This is a genomic window from Vibrio sp. Isolate23, assembly GCF_022398095.1.
Taxonomy (GTDB): domain Bacteria; phylum Pseudomonadota; class Gammaproteobacteria; order Enterobacterales; family Vibrionaceae; genus Vibrio; species Vibrio coralliilyticus_A.
Map to the genome: position 1 here is coordinate 1316198 of NZ_JAKEUV010000001.1, position 20027 is coordinate 1336224.

The window sequence follows — 20027 nt, forward strand, 5'->3', positions numbered from 1 at the left end:
GAGAATAATTAATTTTATAAATAGTTCAAACTCTACGCCTTATATCTACTACACCCATTCCGCTTTCTAGGGGGGAAGAAAAAGATTGGCTTGTGTCTATAATGGCAGCCAGCCTTCACCTGCAATCAGTCAGGTGATTATGGAATTTGAAATAAAGGAACAAGAGATGAACGTTTTTAAAACAGCCAACGTCATTCTTCATGCCTTCGACTGGCCGTACGCATTGGTTGCTCAACGCGCTGATGAAATTACAGCGGCGGGTTATAAATCTGTGCTGGTTTCTCCTCCAATGAAGTCATTAAAATACGCACAGGGTACAAAATGGTGGCAACGCTACCAACCACAGGATTATCGTGTGATTGATAACCAGCTCGGTGATACACGAAGCTTTAAACACATGGTTGAAGCGCTGAACCAACGTTCAATTTATGTTTATGCAGATGTGGTTTTTAACCACATGGCGAATGAATCACAGAGTAGATTAGACCTTCAGTATCCCGATCAAAGTGTCCTAGAGTCCTATCAGTTAGGTATTGACTATTATGAAAATATCAAATTGTTCGGAGACCTGTCAGAGCCACTGTTTGCTGAAAACGATTTCGTCGAAGCATTTGGGATTGAAGACTGGCAGGATAAATGGCAAGTCCAAAATGGACGAATTACTGGTGGTCCTGCCGATCCGGGCTTGCCGACCTTGCGTGTTCATGAGCATGTTATCAAGCAGCAACAGGCATATTTGCGTTCGCTGAAATCTCTTGGTGTGAAAGGGTTCCGAATTGATGCAGCTAAGCACATGTCACTAGAACATTTGCAAAAAGTGTGGAGTAAAGAGATCTGTGAAGACGTCCATATCTTTGGTGAGATCATCACCGATGGTGGCGCTACAAAGCTTGAATATGATTTATTCCTTGAGCCGTTCTTGGCGGAAACGCGCTTGGGCGCTTATGATTTCCCGTTGTTTCAAACTATGTTTGATGCATTAGAAGCTAAAGGTAGCTTAAAGAGCTTGGTTAACCCATATTGCTTCGGGCAAGCGCTCTCACAAAGCAGGGCGATTACGTTTGCCATAACCCATGACATTCCAAACAATGATGTGTTTGCTAATTTGGTTATGCCAGAAAAAACAGAGTGGCTAGCATACAGCTATATTCTCGGTAGAGATGGTGGTGTGCCATTGATCTATACGGACCTTGATACTTGTGGGCTGAAAGGCTCTGATGGTCGACCTCGATGGTTGAATGCTTGGAATGATAAGCGGATGACATCGCGTATTCGTTTTTATAATCTCATGCATGGTAAAACTATGCAGGTGATGGAAGCATCTGACGATCTCTTAATATTTGCTCGTGGTGATGAAGGTATCGTGATCATCAATAAATCCAAGCGACCACAGAGAGTACAGATTGCGGTGAGTGGAAAGTGGTTGGATCTATTGTCTGAAGAACATTACCTTAGTCAACGAGGTACTATGAGTATTTCCGTGGCTGGTGAAGAGAGCTTGATGTTAGTTAAGAGTTAAAAGCCCTCCCAGAGGGAGGGCCGAAAATATTACACTTTGAACTTGTTGAGTATTGCATCTTGTTCGCGGATATTTTCAGTTTGTGCTTGCATGGCAATGTTGGCATTTTCTGCGGCATCCGCCACTTGAACAGAAAGATCCTTAATTTTCACTGTGTTGTTGTTAATCTCTTCTGCCACTAAACTTTGTTCTTCTGCTGCAGATGCGATTTGAATGTTCATATCACTGATGGCTTGGATTGCATCACGAATACTGTTAAGAGCGGAGTTCGCTTCTTCTGCTCTTAATACCGCGCCACTGGCGGTTTCTTTACTCATATTCATTGCATTGGCGACTGCGGTTGCTCCTGATTGCAATTGCTCAATCATGTTTCGAATTTCAGTGGTAGACTCCTGAGTTCTTTGCGCCAGTGTTCGAACCTCATCGGCGACCACAGCAAAACCACGGCCGGACTCACCAGCACGAGCTGCTTCAATGGCGGCATTCAATGCGAGTAGGTTGGTTTGATCCGCAATGTCATTGATGACTTTCAAAATGGTTTCAATGTTGTCAGTAGCAGATTCTAATGTTTTCACTTCTTCAACTGCTTCATCGATACGTTGTGACAGTTCAGTGATGGCACCAGTTGTATCGCCAACAACTCGTGTACCGACTTCAGTTGCTTCATCTGCCTCTTTTGCTGCCGAAGCAGCGCCTTGTGCATTGTTGGCAACATCACCGGAGGTTGTAGCCATTTCGTGCATGGCTGTAGCGAGCTGCTCTAACTCTCTCAGCTGATCTTGCATGGCTGCTGCTGATTCTTGTAAGCCCATCGAAGTCATTTCAGACCCACGTAGAATCTCTTCGCCAATCGCTTTTGATTGAGTGATTTGCTGTTGAAGCGCACTGGTGAAGGAGTTGAATCCTTCTGCCAATGATGAAAACTCTTGGTCGGTATTGGTGTCGAGGCGTTGGGTAAGGTCGCCTTCACCTGAAGCGACGTCCTGAATGGCACTGTTGAGGGCGCCAAGTGGCCTCATTAGAGCCGTCATCAAGACAAGAAGAATAACAATACTGATGATTAGGGCCACGACAGTGTAGATGATGGAACTGTTACGTAGGTCTGCTAATGACTGATAAGCAATTTCTTCATCGAGGACAACACCGATATACCAATCTTCACCAGGCACTTTAGAAAAGTCGAGAGTGTAATCTTTACCGTCAATAGAGACTTGTTGAGGGTCATCTTGGATATTTGTATTACCCAAGAAATCTTTCATCGGTTTACCATTGAAGTCTGTTTGAGGGTGAGCAATGGTTGTGCCGTCACCTGCGACGATAAACACGTAACCTGCATCAAACAATTGCACCTTGTTAACAAGGTCGGCAAGACCTGCCAAGCTAACATCGTAGAAGATAGCACCGATAAACTTGCCGCTGTCTTTGACTGGAGTGGCTATGGAAACCAGAATTTCACCTGTCGCAGAATCAGCATAGGGGGCCGTAATAATGAGTTTGCCTGCGTTTTTAGCGTCGATATACCAAGGACGCGCACGTGGATCCCATGTTGGTCCGGGATTCCAAGACGGATCGTTATTGATGTTTGAACCATCTTTCTCAAACCCTAATCCAGCTAATAGGAAAGTTTCTTTAACGATGGGACGTGTAATGACGGTTTCCATCGCATCCAGATCTAGGTTTGACTCAAGCATACTGGTGGCATAGGTAGCAATCGCTTTTCTACTGTTTATCTCAGCAGCGGTTGTATCTCTAACGCCATCCACAATCTCGGCGACACTGGAAGTGACTTGAGATTTAATTTCTGTTTGAACGGTGTAGTACTGCTGTAGGGTAAGCAATGTTACTGTGGCCAGTAAAAGGAGAGAGGATGCTGCCACAATTTTATGGCTGAATTTCATATTCGCCTTCCTATTTTATCTACAAATATAGAGGATATTTATAGATTTATAGTTATGAAATGAACAATCAGCCAGTAACTTAATCAAGTTTTCTGCTTTTCACCTTGAATTGTTTTTTCAATTTGTGAATACATTGCTTCATTGCCTTCGAACAGCTCGGCAACAACCTGGCGGCGTGATTGTCCAGATTGCATTCGTTTGTAGGCTTCTCGCACGCTCAAAACGAGTTGTTGCTCTGCCAATAGTTTGCTGTCGATGTTAGGGGCCCATTGGTTTATTTGTTGAGTCAGTTTGCTTTCCTTCAACTGAGGTTTGAAGCTTGAAAGCTCTTCTTGTAAAACAGTAAGGAGATTTTTTTTCGCATCGTGTCGATCTTCCATCACCTTTAACCTATTCAATAAAGCGTTTGTGAGCTCATTGAGAGTTACAAAGCCACCTTGTTTGGGGAGGAATGAAGTAACACGTGAAGATACTTCAATTTGTTGAACTTGTGTCTGCGGGAAGAAGGTGAGTGCGCACAGGGCATCAAATGGGACCCAAACTGCCTGGCCCGCTTCAATCGCATATTCTGTTTTACCGAGTTTCAACAGCGTCAGACCTTGCTCGACTTTAAGCAGCATATGCTTGATGCTCTTTTTACGTGGTGTCATAGTCAGATATTGAAAGTCGCGATAGTCATGCGAAATAGCGTAGTGCATTGAATTGCTCATGTTCTTGGGTACTCAAGGGGCGATAAGGTTAACGTTTCTTGCAGAAAAAACCAACTTAACTCCGATTTTCCACTTAATAGGTGATTTAATTCTGGTCTGACCTTGTTGATTATGAGAGAAGTATAGCTGTCAATCCCCTAATCTCTGCGTAGAATAGGCCAGCTTTTTATCAGATGTAATAAGAAATGACTTCTAAAAACGACCCTTTTGTTGAAATCCGTCCTTATAATGACGAAGAAATTCCAGCGGCTATCGACCGCCTGATTAACGATGAAGAGTTTATCAGTGCAATTCTACAGCATCGATTTGCTAACCATGCTGGTTGGTTTAAAACGCTTATGTCACCGATTGTCAAAGTCTACCTCAAAATGAAGTGGTCAAAGCTTAACTCTGTCGAAACCATTCAGATGGAAGTAAAAAAATACCTTGAGCAAACTTTGAGCACAACAACAAAGGGGGTGACTTATTCGGGACTGGATAAGCTAGATAAAGAAACCTCTTATTTATTTGTGTCCAATCACCGTGACATTGCGATGGACCCAGCACTGGTGAACTACGGCCTTCATCAGAGTGATCATAAAACGGTTCGTATTGCCATTGGCGATAACCTCTTGAAAAAGCCTTGTGCGACGGAACTGATGAAGCTTAACAAGAGTTTCATCGTAAAACGTTCGGCGAAAGGCCCACGTGAAATGATGAAAGCGCTAGGCACTTTGTCTAGCTACATCAAACATTCGCTCGATACGGGTAACTCTATCTGGATCGCGCAAAAAGAAGGGCGCGCGAAAGATGGTAATGATTTTACCGATCCGGCGATCCTCAAAATGTTCCATGTGGAAGGGCGTAAGCAGAAAATAGAGTTTTCAGAGTACATTAAATCATTGCGTATCGTCCCGGTTTCTATTTCCTATGAGAATGATCCATGTGATATCGCTAAAGCCTGTGAATTATTTGAAAAAGCCACCAGTGGTTCTTACGAAAAAGGCGAATTTGAAGATATTGAAAGCATCATTCAAGGCATTGTGGGTGATAAAGGTCGTATACATGTGGCATTTGGTGATGTCATTTATGGTGATTTAGAAACACCAGAAGCGTTAGCAGAAGAGATTGATCGCCAGATCCATGACAATTACAAAGTGTTCCCTATAAATGAGCTGGCTGCAGGTAACGAACAGGTCGATCAAACAGTCAAAGACATCATGGCCGACAAGCTGAGCCAGTTACCCGAGGGTGCGCAACCTTACTTAGTGGCAAGCTATGCCAATCCGGTTAAGAATCAAACCGCTAAGACTCCCTAAGGGTAAAACTATCGCTTAGGTATAAACCTCTAAGCACAAGCTGGCAGTATGTTTAACACTCAGTTTGTGCTTGAGATTTAGGCTGATTTGCGTTGTTTTTCGGTTAGTCTTGCCAAAATACGGATTTAGGATCTTTGTCTACTTCGCGCATAATCGCCGTCAGATCATGACTTTGCGCAAGGTAAGGATAGGGCAGCCAATTTTCTTCATTGAGTTCGTCAGGCATAAATAGCAGCCAAGAGCGGCGCTCTTGGTTCCATTGCACCTTGGCAACAGGCATCATGTAATCGCAATGCGCTGAATCAAGCAGAAAATGTTGCTTGATGAATATCACACCATTATCCGTTACGTCATAGCTCGCTTTACCTAATTCTGCAGGTAAGCTTTTATTACGCTGTTCACAGATTACCTGCGCGCGGCTTTCTACTTGTTTTTGCAGCAAACTGACCAGTCCCATACCGGCTCCATCTTGAACGCTAACCTACCCATAGTATGTACAAGAATATGAGGAGTCTGCATAGGTTTTCACAAAAATGTCATGTAATCGAAATATGATAGCGCGAGTTTACTTATCCGCATCAGATTGGAGATTATTATGATTCGTGTTGCGCTGGTGGCAATGTTGTCCTCTTCTTTACTTACTTTTCCTGCGCTGGCGAGTGAAGTTAATGTGTCCGGTTCTACATCGGTAGCACGTGTTATGGATGTATTGGCTGAAAACTTTAATACGGCCCACCCTGAAACCTACATTGCAGTACAAGGTATCGGTTCAACTGCAGGTATTACCCTTTTAAAGAAAGGCGTAGCAGATATTGGTATGAGCTCACGATACCTGATAGAAAGTGAGCAGGATGAAACGTTAACGGTCACCCCTTTGGCATTTGATGGCTTGGCCGTTGTCGTCAATAAATCTAATCCGGTCCAAAATGTCAGTCGTGAGCAGCTATTCGATATCTATAAAGGTAAAATTACCAACTGGAAAGAGTTGGGGGGAGCCGATCAAAAAATTGCTGTAGTGACACGTGAAGCGTCATCCGGCTCACGTTATAGCTTCGAAAGCCTGCTGGGCCTTACGAAAATTGTAAATGGACGTCAGGTTTCAGATATCAATCCAGATAACTTAGTGGTTAATAGCAACAGCATGGTGAAAACCATCGTCAACCATAACAAACAAGCGATTGGATTTATTTCTACAGGATCTGTTGATAGCTCAATTAAAGCCATCACATTTGAGGGAGTAGATGCAAATAGCAAAACCATTGCTGAACGTAAATATGAACTTTCTCGCCCATTCCTTGTACTTTATAAGAAAGCGGAACTTGATAAAGATGCCCAGTCATTCATTCAATACCTGCAAGGTAAAGAGGCTCAAACTTTAATCCGCGAATACGGTTATACGCCAATCAGTCAGTAGCAGAAATAAAAAAGGAGAGCTGAAGTAGCTCTCCTTGATAATAAATGTACTACTAGAAATGCAATTGAATAACCGAGACCACAATTGCACCAGGTCGACGAACACCTTCAATTTCAACTTTAATTTCACGCTCTATCTCCAATCCTTTCTTAATCGGAGTCACCTTAGAAAGCTTACTTACTGCTCGAACTCGGCTGTTAGCTTTGACTGGATATGGAAAGCGGACTTGGTTAAGACCAATGTTGACAACCATTTTAGCTGTAGGGAACAACGAATGATCGGGATCCACGCTGTCAGTCAACTTAGGTAGTAGAGCAAGTGTTAGAAAGCCATGTGCTATGGTTGTTTTAAATGGTGATTCACTTTCAGCACGCTCTGGCTCGGTATGGATCCATTGCATGTCTTCTGTAACCTGTCCAAACTGATTGATGCGCTCCTGAGAAATATCCAACCAATCACCAGTGTGGATGACTTCGCCTAACTTTTCCTGAAGCTCGTCAAACAGTTTTTGCGCTTCTGGCTTGAGTTCAATAGACTTTGTCTCTGTTGCTGTAGGCTCAACATGTGGTTGAACTTCATCGTTTACAGCAGGACGTTGCAGATCTCTGAGGCGAGTAAACAAGTGGCGGTTATTGGCTTTGTGCAAAAGCTCATCCCAATATTCACGTACTGCAGGGGACATCCACTGCATGAATTCAGAATGCTGTTTATCACCACGATGTTTAAATAGGTCTGCGACTTTCATAACAACCTCAGAAATCTCTCATTGATATAGGTCAACCCACTAATTTTGAAACACTTCACAATTATGCGCAATGATTTTCGGGCGTACATATGTTATCTCAAAGTGCTATTTCTTTTAAAAATCAGTATCTTTCTAATAAAACATTATTTTATTAGAAAATGCACTTTAGAGTATTTACACTTCAAAATGCGTTGGTTTTTGGCGTTTTCAGCGATAAAAACACAAAATCAGGTGGTTGATTTATCATCATTTAACTCAGTGACTACAAATTAATTCTTTACAAAATTCATGCCAAAATCTAAACTGCTTGCGCATTGGAGAGATGGCTGAGTGGTTGAAAGCACCGGTCTTGAAAACCGGCATACGTTAATAGCGTATCTAGGGTTCAAATCCCTATCTCTCCGCCACATTCAAAGATTAAGCCGCTGTTTTTACAGCGGCTTTTTCGTTTTTCGATTGTTGCTTTTGACTTACTAAGGGGCTATGAATCGAGCAAGTCATTCTGTTTAGTCATGTTCAGTTCGCAAATGAATGCATGATATACAAATCTAAAAATTCGTAAGATATTTAACAATAGGACTTTAGAGAAGAGATTTATAATCAGGCTTTTGATGATACTAGATTGTTATGTAAGAGATGGGTATTCAGTCAATTCTGAGACACACCTAGCGAGTAAGATGGGTGTATAAAGTAAAAACTTACCTAATCTATAGACACTGTTATTTAAGCATTAGACTTGTTCATGTTATTAAAAAAAGCATGACAAATTTAGTGAAATAAGTATCATATTTCCTGTGTCTTAATCGGTGATAATTCTTTTATGAATCGTTCAGGTTTTATATTTATATTACTGTCAATATTGTTGTCTATCTCTAGTGCGTTGGAAATAAATGGTACATGGGTTGAGCAAACTTTGGGTTTTGCTTCTCAGTTATTTACTTTCTTACTTTTGATTGCATTATTCGGAGTTTGGCAAGGAAAAAAGTTATTTTCTGAAAGCAACTTGAAACTAATCGCTTTTAGTTATCCTATATTGTTATTAATTGTTCCTGTGTATCAATATTTTGAATACTCCGAACAAACTATGCCTTGGTCATATATATACATGCAATTATTAGAATTTCTTTTTTCATTAGTTGTAGCTTCAATTCTAGTTAAGGAAAATAAATGAGCTCTGTAATATCTGCTTTAGGAAAGGCAAAAGATAGTCCATTCTATGGTTTACTAGCAACAATGTATAACCAGATAGAAAAACGAAATAGTGCAAATGAGTCTTACAAGCAAATACGTTTATTGTTAGATGATCTGCTTACTCGTGGCTATTCATATTAGTCGGTTGAAATTCAAACTATTATTGAAATGCTAAAAGCACTTCCAGCATACGGAGCCAATACAAGAAACTTTACAAAACTATATTTGAGAGATGAGTATAGTTTGCGTAAATTGCCAAAAGATCCAGCTCGTATTCCTAAAGGGCATTGGCATTAATATGATGATATAGGCCTTTTTTCTGCTACATTTTCGATTTTAAACCACCTCGTATTGAGGTGGAAGTTTCTCTTTTGAACTATACCTCTCTCTCTGTACTGTTTTGCCGAGCGGCAACTTTTTCATCAAAACTGGCCACCTTACCTGCAAATGCTTTTGATAAGCTCTTAGGAATGGATGTGGCTAGAGGTAAGTTCGCTTTCATTGGGTCGACGGCTCGATTTCGCACGAGTACTTCAAAGTGAAGATGTGGTCCAGTGAGGCGACCAGTTGCACCAGATAGAGCTATCTTCTGGCCGCGTTTAACCTGCTGCCCTTTCTTTACTAAAAAGCGACTTAGGTGTAGGTATCGTGTTTTATAAACACTGTTGTGCTCTATCACTAGGTACTTGCCAGCATATGGGTGGTTTCTTATCGCAATCACTTTACCATCTCCCGTTGAATAGATAGGCGTTCCGACAGGTGTGGCGAAATCTGTTCCATTATGAGGTGAGACTCTGCCTGTTACGGGGTGTTTCCTTTTGGGGTTAAAGGGGGAGGTAATTCTTCTGTAGGCTCGTGCTATTGGAAAACGATCAAATGCTTGCTCTAGGCTATTTCCTTCACGGTCATAGAAGCGTCCATCCTCCGCGAGAAAAGCAGCGACCTCTCTTCCTCTTAGCGACAACGCTATGCCTTCGATTTCTGCATTTCCAGTTTTATGTTTGTCCAAAAACTGTTCATTGACCAGAATGTTAAAACTATCGCCGGTACGTAAATCCCGGGTGAAGTTGACTTTATCTCTCAATATACGCGTGATATTTGCAATCTGTGTGGTTGTTAAACCGAGTTGATGCGCTGCGATAGAGAAGCTGCCGTTGATTTCGCCGGAATAAAGCGTTGATCGCCATTGGCTGGGTTGTTCATCGAAGCGATAGGTGAACTGGCCACTGCTGTCTTGTTCATAAATGGCTTGCTCTACTAGACTCTCGTGAAAAATCAGAGATAGCAATTTCCGCTTATCCCTATCAATCACGAATTCTAAGTGGTCACCTGGTTTTATCGTATCTAGCTTAAGTGAAGTTAAATCCGCTTCCAGTACCTCCTGTAATGTGTGATAAGGCAACTCCCATTCAGAGAAGATGGAGCTTAATGTATCCCCAACTTTTACGATGTAATGTTCTTTCATTGGCTGGATATCTGGAGTGATTGCACCTGGAAGTGACTGATACATGACTTTCGTTATTTGTTGAGTGGTGGAGGGCATTGTTTCGGTGTGTTCAATTTGGATGAGTGCGGCGGTGGTAAAGCAGGAGATAGCAATCAGGATCAGGGCTAGACGATTAACTGGCATGGCAAATTCAGCTGTGATTTAAATGGATATGTTATAACATAACATTTTTGTGTTTTGTAGTGTTCATCTTAAGGAGGAGGCGGGCTTAGACTGGCTTAAATTGCCTACGAAACGCAGAAGGCGTTGTGCTTTTCATTGCCTTAAATTGGCGGTTAAAGTTTGAAAGATTTTGAAAACCTGTTAGTTCGGCAACCAGTGAAACTGGTTTGGTCGAGCTTGCCAATAACTCGCATGCTTTGCCGATGCGATATTGCTTTAAGTGTTCTGAAAAGCTGACGCCATAGTGTTTTTCGTACATACGGTAAATAGAACTTTCGCTCATGTGAAGAAGCTGACACAAGTCAGACACTTTGATGGGCTGATGGTAATGGGTCTCGATGTACTTACGAGCTTCTTCTATTCTCAGGTAAGACTCTTTGTCATCTTTAAATTGGTGTAAATAATAAGGAGACGCCGACAACCTACGCTTGTTGTCATCTTCAAGTAACAGCATGATTATATCTATTACCTTTAATACTTGGCGCTGTGGAGGTAAATCATCAAAGTGATCCACAAGCACACTGACTTTCTCAGCCACTTCCTTACTGAATTCGATCCCGTAGGCTGAGTCGTTTAACAATCGCTTTAACTCACGAGCTTCTGGGATCAGCTCTTGTATCTTTTCAAGCCACTGATGCTTAAGCCATATTACTATGGTGTGGTGCGCGCTTTCCTCTACTCCTGATAAACGCCCAGCGAGCATGTGAGGTAGCCCGGGGCCATACAAAAACATTGATTGATGGTTGATTTTACCAATGCTGTCACCTGCGAAATAATTGCCCTCGAATACCCGTTGTGGATCAAGGTATAACACCAGTTCGTACTCTGCATGATAGTGCCAAGCACAGGCGTATTCGAGCTTAGGCACTGGGCTACGAAAGTGTTTTACCAGCCAATTGAAATTGGATGTATGACGAATATTTTCGATAAATGGCTTCAAGGGAAAAGTCCTTACTAAAGTAATCCTAAACTCAGAAAACTAGCTAAAAGCTGTCAGTGAAAATGTCATTATTGATGGAAAAGTATCAGAGTTAGGTCGAATACCATTAATTTAGCCGCAATTGATTGATTAGACTAGAGCGGATCTCACAGATGAGCACAATTCGTCCATTAGGTATAAAGAGTAGATAAATGTATAAAGATCAAACTGCGATATTATTTATTATTACTGCCTTTGTTTCAGGCTTATGCGGTGCCTTTTTTTATCCACTTTCAAGTTTGTTTATTGTTGAAGCATTAGGCGCCTCACCTATGATGTTATCAGCTTACATGGTGACAGCCGTGACAAGTTCAGTGATTGTGTCACAGATCATCGCTCGATATTCTGACCAAGGCTGGCAAAGAAAAAGAATTCTGGTGACCTCACTGAGCTGCTATTTCATTACGGTCGTCAGTTTTATTTTTATCAGAGAGTACTGGTTGGCCATCCTTGTTGTCACCTTGTTTGGTAGCGTGAGCGGTGCTGCATTTGGTCAACTGTTTGCCCTTGGAAGAGAATACGGTGATAGTAAACTCGAAGATAGCACTAGCTTTCTTTCTATCATGAGAGCCGGGATTGCTATCGCATGGGTATTCGGGCCTCCTATTGCTTTTGTTCTTAAAGCTCAGTTTGGATTTAGTGCTTCATTTGCTGTGTCCGCGCTCATAGTGAGCGTTGCGATTGTTGTCATTATACGCTACCTGCCTAGTGGTGTTACAAAGGCTTCTGGGAATGAAAGAAATAGCAGATTACTCGGCTCGTCAGTGAATGTTCTGACGGTGTTATACGCTTTTGTCGTGGTGTTTGCTTTTACAGCCAACAACCTATACATCGTTAGTATGCCTTTGTACTTATCTCAAGAGGTCAAGGTCGAAGCGAACTGGTTGGGCGTACTATTTGGAGTTGCTGCCTTATGCGAAATACCAGTCATGTTCTATGCCGGAAGGTTGGCCGCCAGATATAGCGCGGTACGTATCATGTGTGTAGGGCTTTTTAGTGGATGTGTGTTTTTTCTGACGATGTTGATGGCGGTGGATAAAACCACGTTGATCTTAGCTCAGATATTCAATGGTATCTTTATTGGTAGTTGCGCGACATTAGGTATGGTCGTCTTACAAGATATGATGCGCGATAGATTGGGGACGGCATCGACGCTTTTTTCCAATTTGCTCAATATGAGCATGTTAGTGGCTAGCTTAGCGGTTGGACTGGTTGGTGAAATGTATAGTTATTACAGTGCGTTCTATGTCTGTTTATCGGCTGTGGTGTCTGCTTTATTACTGCTTGTGTTGTTTTCGTATAGTACTAAAAGAATGCAAGATCGTCGGCTCGTTGCGGATAACACGTTGGGTGGGTAATGAGCAAGGAGCGCTGGTTGCGCTCCTTTTCGGCTATGCCGCTGGGTAAACCATGGGGAAATCCAGAGATGGATGTTTGTCTACCAAAGACTTATAGCCGTAGACGGATTCAATCATTTCAGATGTCAGAGCTTCCCAAGGTGTGGCGTCACACACCAGCCTTCCATCATGCAGTACAACAAGGCGATCGGAATATTGAGCAGCCAAATTGAGGTCATGCAAGACCACAACTACGGCGGTGTTTTGCTCGTCTGCAAGTTGGCGGGCAATCTTCAACGTATTGTGTTGATGCGCAAGATCGAGTGCGGATGTCGGCTCATCGAGCATCAAAATCTTATTATCACCTGAGTGAGACAATTGAACTAACACGCGCGCGAGGTGCAGTCGCTGTTTTTCACCACCGGATAGAGAAGGGTAGAGGCGCTCGGCAAGGTGTGTAACATCCGTCATCTCCATGTATTGTTTTGCTAACGTTTGAGTCTGTTTGTTGGGCAAGTTAAGTGGAATCGCACCAAGCTCAACAACTTCATGCGCCAAAAACGGGAAGTTCAAAGTGCTGTGTTGAGGCAGCATTCCAATATGCTTGGCCAGTGTGCCTGCTTGCCAATCTTTTCGATGCTTACCAAAGTACTGAATGTTATTGTTGGATGGGATTTCACCACATAGCAATTTAAGTAATGTGCTCTTGCCTGCGCCGTTAGGCCCAAGTAGGGCGGTCACTTCCCCTGACTTTATTTCGATGTCGATCTTGTCCAGAACCTTGCGCTCGCCAAAGTCCATTGAGATGTTCTTTCCGGATAGTACAACGTTACCCATTACAGAATCTTCCCTTTTTGTTTGAACAGCAAATAGATAAAGAATGGCGCGCCAATAATAGCAGTGACGATACCTACAGGGAGCTCTGCTGGAGCGAAAGCGACTCGAGAGAACATGTCAGCAATGGTGAGGAGCAGAGCACCCATCAATGCTGACATCGGCAGCAGGCTACGATGATCAGGTCCAGACAGCATTCTCCCCAAATGAGGAATAATCAAACCAATGAAGCCTATCATGCCTGATACACTAACAGTCACACCAACACCAACTGCGGTTAGGAGGATGAGCTGGCGCTTAAGTTTCTGAACGGGAATCCCAAGATGGTTTGCTTCGGCTTCTCCGAGTAACAATGCGTTGAGAGGCATAGCCTTACGCATAAAAATAATCATTAGAAGGAGTAAAGTCACAGCACATAGGGTAATACTGGTCCAGTTGGCACCAGCTAGGGAGCCCATTTGCCATAATGATAAATCACGAAGCATTTGGTCATTGGCGATGAAACTCATAAAACCGATGCCTGCGACAGATAAAGCACTGAACGCGACACCTGCCAGTAGCATGATGGTGACTGACGTGCCCATTTTACTAGTACCGAGTTTGTAGACCATCACGGTTGTCAATGCCCCGCCGAAAAAGGCGAATAAAGGCACGGCGGCGAAATTCATCAACTGTGGGTAGTCGATGCTGAATGTTGCAAACATCACCATCGCAAAAGCAGCACCCAAAGAGGCACCGGCAGAAACACCAATAATACCGGGTTCGGCCAGTGGGTTGCGAAACAAGCCTTGCATAACGGTGCCACACATCGCCAAGATGGCACCAACTAGCATAGATAAGACTGTGCGAGGAAAGCGGATCTCATGGATAACCATATTGATGTGAGGTGCCAGCTCATTTGAGCGGATAACGAGACTATAAAAGCTGTCCATAAAACTGATGTTCATTGGACCTACGGTCACTGATGCTAACGCAGTCAGCGCTAAAACGGAGCTAAACAGCATTAGAGCAGCAGATAAAGGGATACGACGTAACAACATGAGCGAAATTTATTCCATGGTAGTCAGTAGTAAGCTCAAACGTTCAGCTTCAGAGAGACTTTTTAGGCCCAAGCCGCCGACAAGAGCATGTCCATCCACTGTGATGATGTTTTTTGACTGACCTGCAGGCGTTGCGGCCAGCAGTGGCATTTTTGCTAAAATGGCATCGGCTCCTCCCATTTTTTCATAACTACGGCCGCTTACCAGAATGACATCAGGTTGCATCTCGAGCATAGCTTCGGTGGATAATGGCTTGTATGAATCCAGCTTACTTGCTGCGGGATTGATGCCTCCCGCTAACTCAATGATTGCGTTAGGTGTTGTGTTAGCGCCAGCAACGTTAGCAGGTCGTCCTTCATGAATCAGCAGAAACAGGACTTTTTGGGCTTCTTTGGTTTTCGCTTTGTTTTTCTCAAGGCTCGAAATCTGTTGGTTTACTTCCGCTTTGAGCACTTCAGCATTTTTCTGGCTATCGGTTAGCGCTGCGATTTCATCAATACGTTCCAGCAAGCCTTCAGGAGTAGGTAAGGTATTGACGATATTGACCTCAACACCAGCAGTTTTGAGTTGACTCAGGCTCGTTTCTGGCCCCATTTCATCGGAACCAATCAATCGTGTTGGGTTAAGTGCCATCAAGCCTTCAGAGGATAAATTACGATGGTAACCGATCTTCGGGAGGGTTAAGTTTTGCGGCAGTTCGCTGGTGACATCGACGGCAACTAGCTGATTTTGCTGCTCTAAGGCGAGGATAAGTTCGGTCACCGCGCTACCCGCACTGATGATACGTTCATTTGCTATCGCTGTTGCAGCAACCGCAGAAAGGGATAGGGCGGCAATTCCTTTGATCAATGTTTTCTTAAGCATAATAGACTCTATTGTTTTAATTCTTCCGTAAGCAGTTGTGTCGCCTGAATACCGTTTTCTTGTAAGAAGGCGAGTAGCTTGACGAGGTACTGCACGTCGGCGGTTTTTTCTGCACCAATCACTATCGGATGATGGTTTGATTTATGCTCTTCCAGAAGAGCAAGTTTGAAGTTTTCCCAATCAATATATTCTTTGCCATTGATTGCCCAATAAGGCTCATTTGTAAGAAGGTTGACGGTAATAGACTTAGCATCCACTTCCGCGACTGCTTGTGAGTCAGTCGTTGGGAGATCGACTTCCAGCGAATCGAGCTTGACGGCTGCGGTGAGCATCAGGAACACCATGACAATAAAAATAATATCCAGTAGAGGGGTAAGATCAGGCGTTAGACCGAAGTGACTCTTCTCTTGTGATACTTTAATCATGATGATGCCTCGGCCACTGGTATTGGGGCTTTCGTTGATACTTGAGGCGAAACGTGTTGGAGACTGATACCTTCCAACCATAAGTTAACGTAGTTGAGTGTGTGTTCTAGTTTTGCCATGACTTTATCGGCCCATAGGCCAAGCAATTGAGCACCAGCAATGGCAGGGAGTGCGATCAGCAGACCAGCAGCGGTTGTGCGCATCGCTAAACCAAGGCCATCTGCAAGATCGTTGGGTGTAATACTGCCCGTTGATGCGGCAACACCTTTGAACATTTCAATAAGGCCAAGTACGGTCCCCAAGAGACCGATAAGAGGGCTGATCACACCGATGAGAGTCAGCAAGCGAAGGCCAGAATTAAGTTGATGACGCTTTTCTTGAAGCCACATACCCGCAGCATCTTCACGCAAAACTTTGGAAAACGAATGGTGAGCTAGTAGCATAGCCACACCCTTATATAGCAGCGGGCGGCGCGGAGAGAGTTTCTCAGCCAGTGCTTCTAGTTGCTGTTTGTCTGAAGGGGAGATTTGGTTGAGCTCGTTACGGATAGCGCGCTTACCCACTCCCAGACTGATCATTACTTGAAATAAACGTTCGGTGATGATCATTACAGTTAATGCTGAACAAATGATCAATGGCCATGTCATCAGGCCAAGCTGTTCTTGTAATTGATGTAGTTGTTCCATTGTTAATCCAATTTAAAGCGAACGGGTAATCTGACGCGGTGGGCCATTTTTTGTCCGTTAACGATGTGCGGGGAAAATTTCCACTTTTTGATGGCTTTCAGAGCAGAGTTATCCAAGATGGTTGCTCCGGAAGAAGAAATTAAGATTTGTCTGACCTGATCACCGTTCTCATCCAGCCAGACTTCATACATAGCTACGCCTTCAAGTTTTCTTTTCTGTGCGAGTCTTGGATAGACAGGTCGAGTCGGTTTAGATAAGAAGCTCGGTCTGTTTACCAGTACCGGTTCTTGGCTAACGCCTTGGTTTACCTCAGCAGGTTGAGGTTTCGTTTGTTCGACAACCTCTTTTTTCTTTTCTGGCTTTTCTACAGGTTTTTTAGCAACAGGCTGTTCTTGTGGTTTCTTCTGCGTTGTTTTCTTAACGGGTTTGTCAGCCTTTTTCTGTTGTTTAGGTGCCTCTTTCTTTACTATCGGCTTCTCTTTCACCACCGGCTTTTTCACTGGCGGTTCGACTTTCGCCGGCTCAACTGGTTTAGGAGGCTCAGGTGCTTCTACGGGTTGTTCAGCAACAGGCTCCGGTTCCGCTGGTGGTTGTGGAGTGGCTACGGCTTTGAAATTGATAGAGACCGTGGAAGATTGCGCACCAGCAGGCATCGCATGAAGCTTTGGTTCATCAGCGACAAAGAGAATTGCGGTATGAAGAGCAAGGGAAACGCCTCCTGCTATCGCATATCTTTTTAGGTTCACTACCAGCCTCACGAATGAATCATTTTTTACAACATGGAATGAGATTATTACTTACAATCGAAATAAGATCAATTATCAATTGCATTATCATTTGCGCCATTTTATGATCGTTCGCAGTTTTGAAAGATTTAGCGCTAGCCCTTGTGGAATAAGCGTTAAGAGATGTTATGTGATGTTAGATATTGATAAATTTGATGAATCGATTTTGGGAGAGGATACGCCTGATCCGTTGCGATTTGCGTTCCCCAAAAAGCATTCTGCTCATGCGGGAAGTATGGCCTCTTCCATCATGCCTGAGCAAAAAGTGCCACTTCTCAACACCTTGTATGAACAACAAGGTCAACGTAACAAAAAGCGTTGCCTATACATTCATATTCCTTTCTGCCGGGTCCGATGTACTTTCTGCAATTTCTTCCAAAATGCTGCGAGCCGAAAACTGGTCGATGACTATTTCGAAGCACTGATTAATGAAATCAAACAGAAGAGCGTTTTACCTTGGACGCAGACGGGCGTTTTTCATGCGGTTTATATTGGTGGTGGGACGCCTACCGACCTCTCGGCGGAGCAGGTTGAGCGTTTGGGCAAAGCCATCCGTTATCATTTCCCGCTGTCTACAGATTGTGAGATCACCTTAGAAGGGCGAATTAATCGATTCAGCGACGAAATGTTTGAAAGGGCTATGGAAGGCGGCTTTAACCGTTTCTCCTTTGGTATTCAGAGTTTCGATACCAAAGTCCGCCGTAGTGCAAAACGTCTGGACGATCGTGAAGTTGTACTGGAGCGTGTCGCGAAGCTCGCTGCCACCGAAGAGGCGCCAATCATTCTTGACCTTCTATACGGTCTTCCGTATCAGACGCTAGATGTATTTGAGCAGGACTTGAATGATTTCATGTCGACAGGCGCTCACGGGTTAGATCTCTATCAGCTTGTGGTCGGTGGAACCGCGCCGATGCTGAATTTGGTTGAAAAAGGCAAGATACCACCCCCAGCAACGACACCAGATAAAGCATCAATGTATGAACTTGGCGTCGCGTTTATGGACAAACATCATATGCGTCAGCTAAGTGTTAATCACTGGGCAAGAGACAATCGAGAGCGCAGCCAGTACAACAGCCTAGCAAAAACATACGCTGAAGTATTACCTATTGGTTGTGGCGCGGGTGGCAACATCGGTGGTTATGGAATGATGAATCACCGCACATTAGAAACTTACATGAACGCGATGAAGTCTGGTGGTTCAGTCGTCGCGATGATGACCAAGCAACATGCGCTGGAGCCTTTGTTTGCTGCGATTAAGTCTGGCTTCGACAAAGGTGTCGTTAGCCGTCATCAACTACCTTTACTAGCAGGTGAAGATACGTTTGAGTTCTTTATGCCGCTGTTTGAAGTATGGCAGAACAAAGGCTTAGCCCGTATTGAAGGGGATTATCTAGTGCTGACTTTAGCTGGCAGCTTCTGGGCTGTCAGTCTGGCACAAGCCTGCATTCAAGTATTGCAAAAAACACATTGTGAAGTAACCGCGTCACACAAAGTGGCACTCTAAGTGGAATTATTATGGAAGCACTAAAACAACAAGTCGCTCAACTGATAGAGCAAGAACCGACACTTCTACCTGCTGCAATTGCAGAGCGTTTAGAGGTGTCTGAATTCGAAGCAGTAGCGGCTCTACCAGAAGAGATGATTGCTTTGGCTCCGGGAGAGCAGGCTCAGCCTGTCTTGGAAAACTTGGTCGGTTTTGGCCCAGTGACAACCATTGTTCATTCGTTCGGTTCAATCTTTGAAGTGAAGGCTCCATTCCCGAAAGGCAAAGTGGCTAGAGGCTACTACAACCTGATGGGTAAAGAAGGCGAGCTTCATGGTCACCTTAAGTTAGACAACGTGAAAAATATCGCGTTAGTTAGCAAACCGTTCATGGGACGTGAGAGTCACTACTTTGGCTTCTTCTGTGAACAAGGGAATAACATTTTTAAAATCTATCTAGGACGCAACGAAAAGCGTGAGCTGATCGCTGAACAGGTAGAAACATTCAAGCAGTGGCAGCAAGAGCTACGTAAATAAATAGCAGCTCCGGCATGACAGGTTATGCCGGAAGCCAGGATTATTAGAAATAAAAAGTATTGAAAAGTCAGGAGTTCAAAATGGATCCACAAGTAAAACAAGAGCGTCTTCAAGGTCGTCTTGGTCCGGAAATCAAAGAGTTTCGCCAAGAGCGTCGCACGCTTCAACTAGCCACCGTTGATGCTGATGGTCAACCGAATGTGAGCTATGCGCCATTTGTTCAAAACCAGGAAGGTTATTTCATCCTGATCTCAGAAATTGCGCGTCACGCTCGTAACCTTCAGGTTAACCCAAATGTTTCCATCATGATGATCGAAGACGAAGATACGTCAAAGCAGCTGTTTGCGCGTAAGCGTCTGACATTTGATGCAGTAGCAAGTGTCGTTGATCGTGAGTCTGACCAATGGCAACAAATTGTGGGTCAGATGAAAGAACGCTTCGGTGAAATCATTGATGGTCTGAGCCAACTGCAAGACTTTGTTCTATTCAACCTGAAAGCTGAGAAAGGTCTGTTCGTAAAAGGCTTTGGTCAGGCTTATCAGGTATCGGGTGATGATCTGGTTGATTTTGTCCACCTTGAAGAAGGGCATAAGCAGGTAGAAAGCGCTTAAGTT

General features: G+C 43.7%; 20 protein-coding genes and 1 tRNA gene. 9 read left to right on the forward strand and 12 right to left on the reverse strand.

The genetic code is table 11. The annotated features are described in order from the left end of the window. Positions 1-166 precede the first annotated feature (166 nt). Complete coding sequence (locus tag L1D31_RS05875) at positions 167-1519, forward strand: alpha-amylase family protein (RefSeq protein WP_239836114.1); 1353 nt, start codon at positions 167-169, stop codon at positions 1517-1519. Positions 1520-1548: 29 nt separating this feature from the next. On the opposite strand, the gene L1D31_RS05880 is transcribed toward L1D31_RS05875, so the two are convergent. Both L1D31_RS05880 and L1D31_RS05885 read right to left on the reverse strand, forming a co-directional pair. Next, complete coding sequence (locus tag L1D31_RS05880; protein WP_239836115.1) at positions 1549-3417, reverse strand: methyl-accepting chemotaxis protein; 1869 nt, start codon at positions 3415-3417, stop codon at positions 1549-1551. Positions 3418-3500: 83 nt separating this feature from the next. After that, positions 3501-4115: an AraC family transcriptional regulator gene (locus tag L1D31_RS05885; protein ID WP_239836116.1), complete on the reverse strand. Its 615-nt coding sequence runs from the start codon at positions 4113-4115 to the stop codon at positions 3501-3503. A 197-nt stretch (positions 4116-4312) separates the two neighbouring features. On the opposite strand from L1D31_RS05885, the gene L1D31_RS05890 reads away from it, so the two are divergent. Beyond that, positions 4313-5425: a 1-acyl-sn-glycerol-3-phosphate acyltransferase gene (locus L1D31_RS05890; protein WP_239836117.1), complete on the forward strand. Its 1113-nt coding sequence runs from the start codon at positions 4313-4315 to the stop codon at positions 5423-5425. Between the two features lie 103 nt (positions 5426-5528). On the opposite strand, the gene L1D31_RS05895 is transcribed toward L1D31_RS05890, so the two are convergent. Next, positions 5529-5882, reverse strand: a complete 354-nt coding sequence (locus tag L1D31_RS05895; protein ID WP_239836118.1) for a DUF3024 domain-containing protein — start codon at positions 5880-5882, stop codon at positions 5529-5531. Positions 5883-6020: 138 nt separating this feature from the next. Between L1D31_RS05895 and L1D31_RS05900 the strand changes: the two genes are divergently transcribed. Further along, positions 6021-6839, forward strand: a complete 819-nt coding sequence (locus L1D31_RS05900) for a phosphate ABC transporter substrate-binding protein (protein WP_239836119.1) — start codon at positions 6021-6023, stop codon at positions 6837-6839. Positions 6840-6891: 52 nt separating this feature from the next. Here the strand turns inward: L1D31_RS05900 and L1D31_RS05905 are convergent, their stop codons facing one another. After that, entirely contained in the window at positions 6892-7584 is a 693-nt protein-coding gene (locus tag L1D31_RS05905) for a MaoC family dehydratase (protein ID WP_239836120.1), read from the reverse strand. A 316-nt stretch (positions 7585-7900) separates the two neighbouring features. Here L1D31_RS05905 and L1D31_RS05910 point away from each other — a divergent pair. After that, a tRNA-Ser gene (locus tag L1D31_RS05910) sits at positions 7901-7991 on the forward strand. Positions 7992-8404: 413 nt separating this feature from the next. Beyond that, positions 8405-8755, forward strand: a complete 351-nt coding sequence (locus L1D31_RS05915) for a hypothetical protein (RefSeq protein ID WP_239836121.1) — start codon at positions 8405-8407, stop codon at positions 8753-8755. A gap of 396 nt (positions 8756-9151) precedes the next feature. Here L1D31_RS05915 and L1D31_RS05920 read toward each other — a convergent pair whose 3' ends face one another. After that, the gene (locus tag L1D31_RS05920) at positions 9152-10405 is read right to left on the reverse strand and encodes a peptidoglycan DD-metalloendopeptidase family protein (RefSeq protein WP_239836122.1); all 1254 of its coding nucleotides are present in this window, start codon (positions 10403-10405) and stop codon (positions 9152-9154) included. 85 nt (positions 10406-10490) lie between these two features. Continuing rightward, on the reverse strand, positions 10491-11384 hold the full coding sequence (locus L1D31_RS05925; RefSeq protein ID WP_239836123.1) for an AraC family transcriptional regulator: 894 nt from the start codon (positions 11382-11384) through the stop codon (positions 10491-10493). Positions 11385-11575: 191 nt separating this feature from the next. Between L1D31_RS05925 and L1D31_RS05930 the strand changes: the two genes are divergently transcribed. Beyond that, complete coding sequence (locus L1D31_RS05930; RefSeq protein WP_239836124.1) at positions 11576-12781, forward strand: sugar efflux transporter; 1206 nt, start codon at positions 11576-11578, stop codon at positions 12779-12781. A gap of 33 nt (positions 12782-12814) precedes the next feature. Here L1D31_RS05930 and L1D31_RS05935 read toward each other — a convergent pair whose 3' ends face one another. Genes L1D31_RS05935 through L1D31_RS05960 form a run of 6 tightly spaced genes read right to left on the reverse strand, consistent with a single transcriptional unit; the run spans position 12815 to position 17355 of the window. Beyond that, entirely contained in the window at positions 12815-13597 is a 783-nt protein-coding gene (locus tag L1D31_RS05935; protein WP_239836125.1) for a heme ABC transporter ATP-binding protein, read from the reverse strand. Continuing rightward, on the reverse strand, positions 13597-14634 hold the full coding sequence (locus L1D31_RS05940) for an iron ABC transporter permease (protein WP_239836126.1): 1038 nt from the start codon (positions 14632-14634) through the stop codon (positions 13597-13599). Before L1D31_RS05940 ends, L1D31_RS05935 begins: the two co-directional genes overlap by 1 nt. Before the next feature lie 9 nt (positions 14635-14643). Next, positions 14644-15498, reverse strand: coding sequence for a hemin ABC transporter substrate-binding protein (locus L1D31_RS05945; RefSeq protein ID WP_239836127.1), 855 nt, complete (start codon positions 15496-15498; stop codon positions 14644-14646). Between the two features lie 8 nt (positions 15499-15506). Further along, the gene (locus L1D31_RS05950; RefSeq protein ID WP_239836128.1) at positions 15507-15923 is read right to left on the reverse strand and encodes a biopolymer transporter ExbD; all 417 of its coding nucleotides are present in this window, start codon (positions 15921-15923) and stop codon (positions 15507-15509) included. Further along, on the reverse strand, positions 15920-16609 hold the full coding sequence (locus L1D31_RS05955; protein ID WP_239836129.1) for a MotA/TolQ/ExbB proton channel family protein: 690 nt from the start codon (positions 16607-16609) through the stop codon (positions 15920-15922). Before L1D31_RS05955 ends, L1D31_RS05950 begins: the two co-directional genes overlap by 4 nt. Before the next feature lie 2 nt (positions 16610-16611). Beyond that, positions 16612-17355 carry an energy transducer TonB gene (locus L1D31_RS05960; RefSeq protein WP_239836130.1) on the reverse strand — a complete coding sequence of 248 codons (744 nt, stop codon included), beginning with the start codon at positions 17353-17355 and terminating at the stop codon, positions 16612-16614. Positions 17356-17524: 169 nt separating this feature from the next. Here L1D31_RS05960 and hutW point away from each other — a divergent pair, with 169 nt between their 5' ends. The 3 genes from hutW (at position 17525) to hutZ (ending at position 20024) form a co-directional block, all read left to right on the forward strand. Next, on the forward strand, positions 17525-18898 hold the full coding sequence (hutW, locus tag L1D31_RS05965; protein WP_239836131.1) for a heme anaerobic degradation radical SAM methyltransferase ChuW/HutW: 1374 nt from the start codon (positions 17525-17527) through the stop codon (positions 18896-18898). Positions 18899-18909: 11 nt separating this feature from the next. Beyond that, complete coding sequence (gene hutX / locus L1D31_RS05970; protein WP_239836132.1) at positions 18910-19413, forward strand: heme utilization cystosolic carrier protein HutX; 504 nt, start codon at positions 18910-18912, stop codon at positions 19411-19413. An 80-nt stretch (positions 19414-19493) separates the two neighbouring features. Continuing rightward, positions 19494-20024, forward strand: a complete 531-nt coding sequence (hutZ, locus tag L1D31_RS05975) for a heme utilization protein HutZ (RefSeq protein WP_239836133.1) — start codon at positions 19494-19496, stop codon at positions 20022-20024. The last annotated feature ends 3 nt before the right edge of the window (positions 20025-20027 follow it).

What these genes read in the sequence shown, in the direction of transcription:
- L1D31_RS05930 (WP_239836124.1), top strand. Translation starts at nt 11,576, where the DNA reads ATGTATAAAGATCAAACTGCGATATTATTTATTATTACTGCCTTTGTT.
- L1D31_RS05915 (WP_239836121.1), top strand. Translation starts at nt 8,405, where the DNA reads ATGAATCGTTCAGGTTTTATATTTATATTACTGTCAATATTGTTGTCT.
- L1D31_RS05895 (WP_239836118.1), bottom strand. Translation starts at nt 5,882, where the DNA reads ATGGGACTGGTCAGTTTGCTGCAAAAACAAGTAGAAAGCCGCGCGCAG.
- L1D31_RS05945 (WP_239836127.1), bottom strand. Translation starts at nt 15,498, where the DNA reads ATGCTTAAGAAAACATTGATCAAAGGAATTGCCGCCCTATCCCTTTCT.
- L1D31_RS05950 (WP_239836128.1), bottom strand. Translation starts at nt 15,923, where the DNA reads ATGATTAAAGTATCACAAGAGAAGAGTCACTTCGGTCTAACGCCTGAT.
- L1D31_RS05955 (WP_239836129.1), bottom strand. Translation starts at nt 16,609, where the DNA reads ATGGAACAACTACATCAATTACAAGAACAGCTTGGCCTGATGACATGG.
- L1D31_RS05875 (WP_239836114.1), top strand. Translation starts at nt 167, where the DNA reads ATGAACGTTTTTAAAACAGCCAACGTCATTCTTCATGCCTTCGACTGG.
- L1D31_RS05880 (WP_239836115.1), bottom strand. Translation starts at nt 3,417, where the DNA reads ATGAAATTCAGCCATAAAATTGTGGCAGCATCCTCTCTCCTTTTACTG.
- L1D31_RS05920 (WP_239836122.1), bottom strand. Translation starts at nt 10,405, where the DNA reads ATGCCAGTTAATCGTCTAGCCCTGATCCTGATTGCTATCTCCTGCTTT.
- L1D31_RS05900 (WP_239836119.1), top strand. Translation starts at nt 6,021, where the DNA reads ATGATTCGTGTTGCGCTGGTGGCAATGTTGTCCTCTTCTTTACTTACT.
- L1D31_RS05890 (WP_239836117.1), top strand. Translation starts at nt 4,313, where the DNA reads ATGACTTCTAAAAACGACCCTTTTGTTGAAATCCGTCCTTATAATGAC.
- L1D31_RS05935 (WP_239836125.1), bottom strand. Translation starts at nt 13,597, where the DNA reads ATGGGTAACGTTGTACTATCCGGAAAGAACATCTCAATGGACTTTGGC.
- L1D31_RS05885 (WP_239836116.1), bottom strand. Translation starts at nt 4,115, where the DNA reads ATGCACTACGCTATTTCGCATGACTATCGCGACTTTCAATATCTGACT.
- hutZ (WP_239836133.1), top strand. Translation starts at nt 19,494, where the DNA reads ATGGATCCACAAGTAAAACAAGAGCGTCTTCAAGGTCGTCTTGGTCCG.
- hutX (WP_239836132.1), top strand. Translation starts at nt 18,910, where the DNA reads ATGGAAGCACTAAAACAACAAGTCGCTCAACTGATAGAGCAAGAACCG.
- L1D31_RS05905 (WP_239836120.1), bottom strand. Translation starts at nt 7,584, where the DNA reads ATGAAAGTCGCAGACCTATTTAAACATCGTGGTGATAAACAGCATTCT.
- L1D31_RS05940 (WP_239836126.1), bottom strand. Translation starts at nt 14,634, where the DNA reads ATGTTGTTACGTCGTATCCCTTTATCTGCTGCTCTAATGCTGTTTAGC.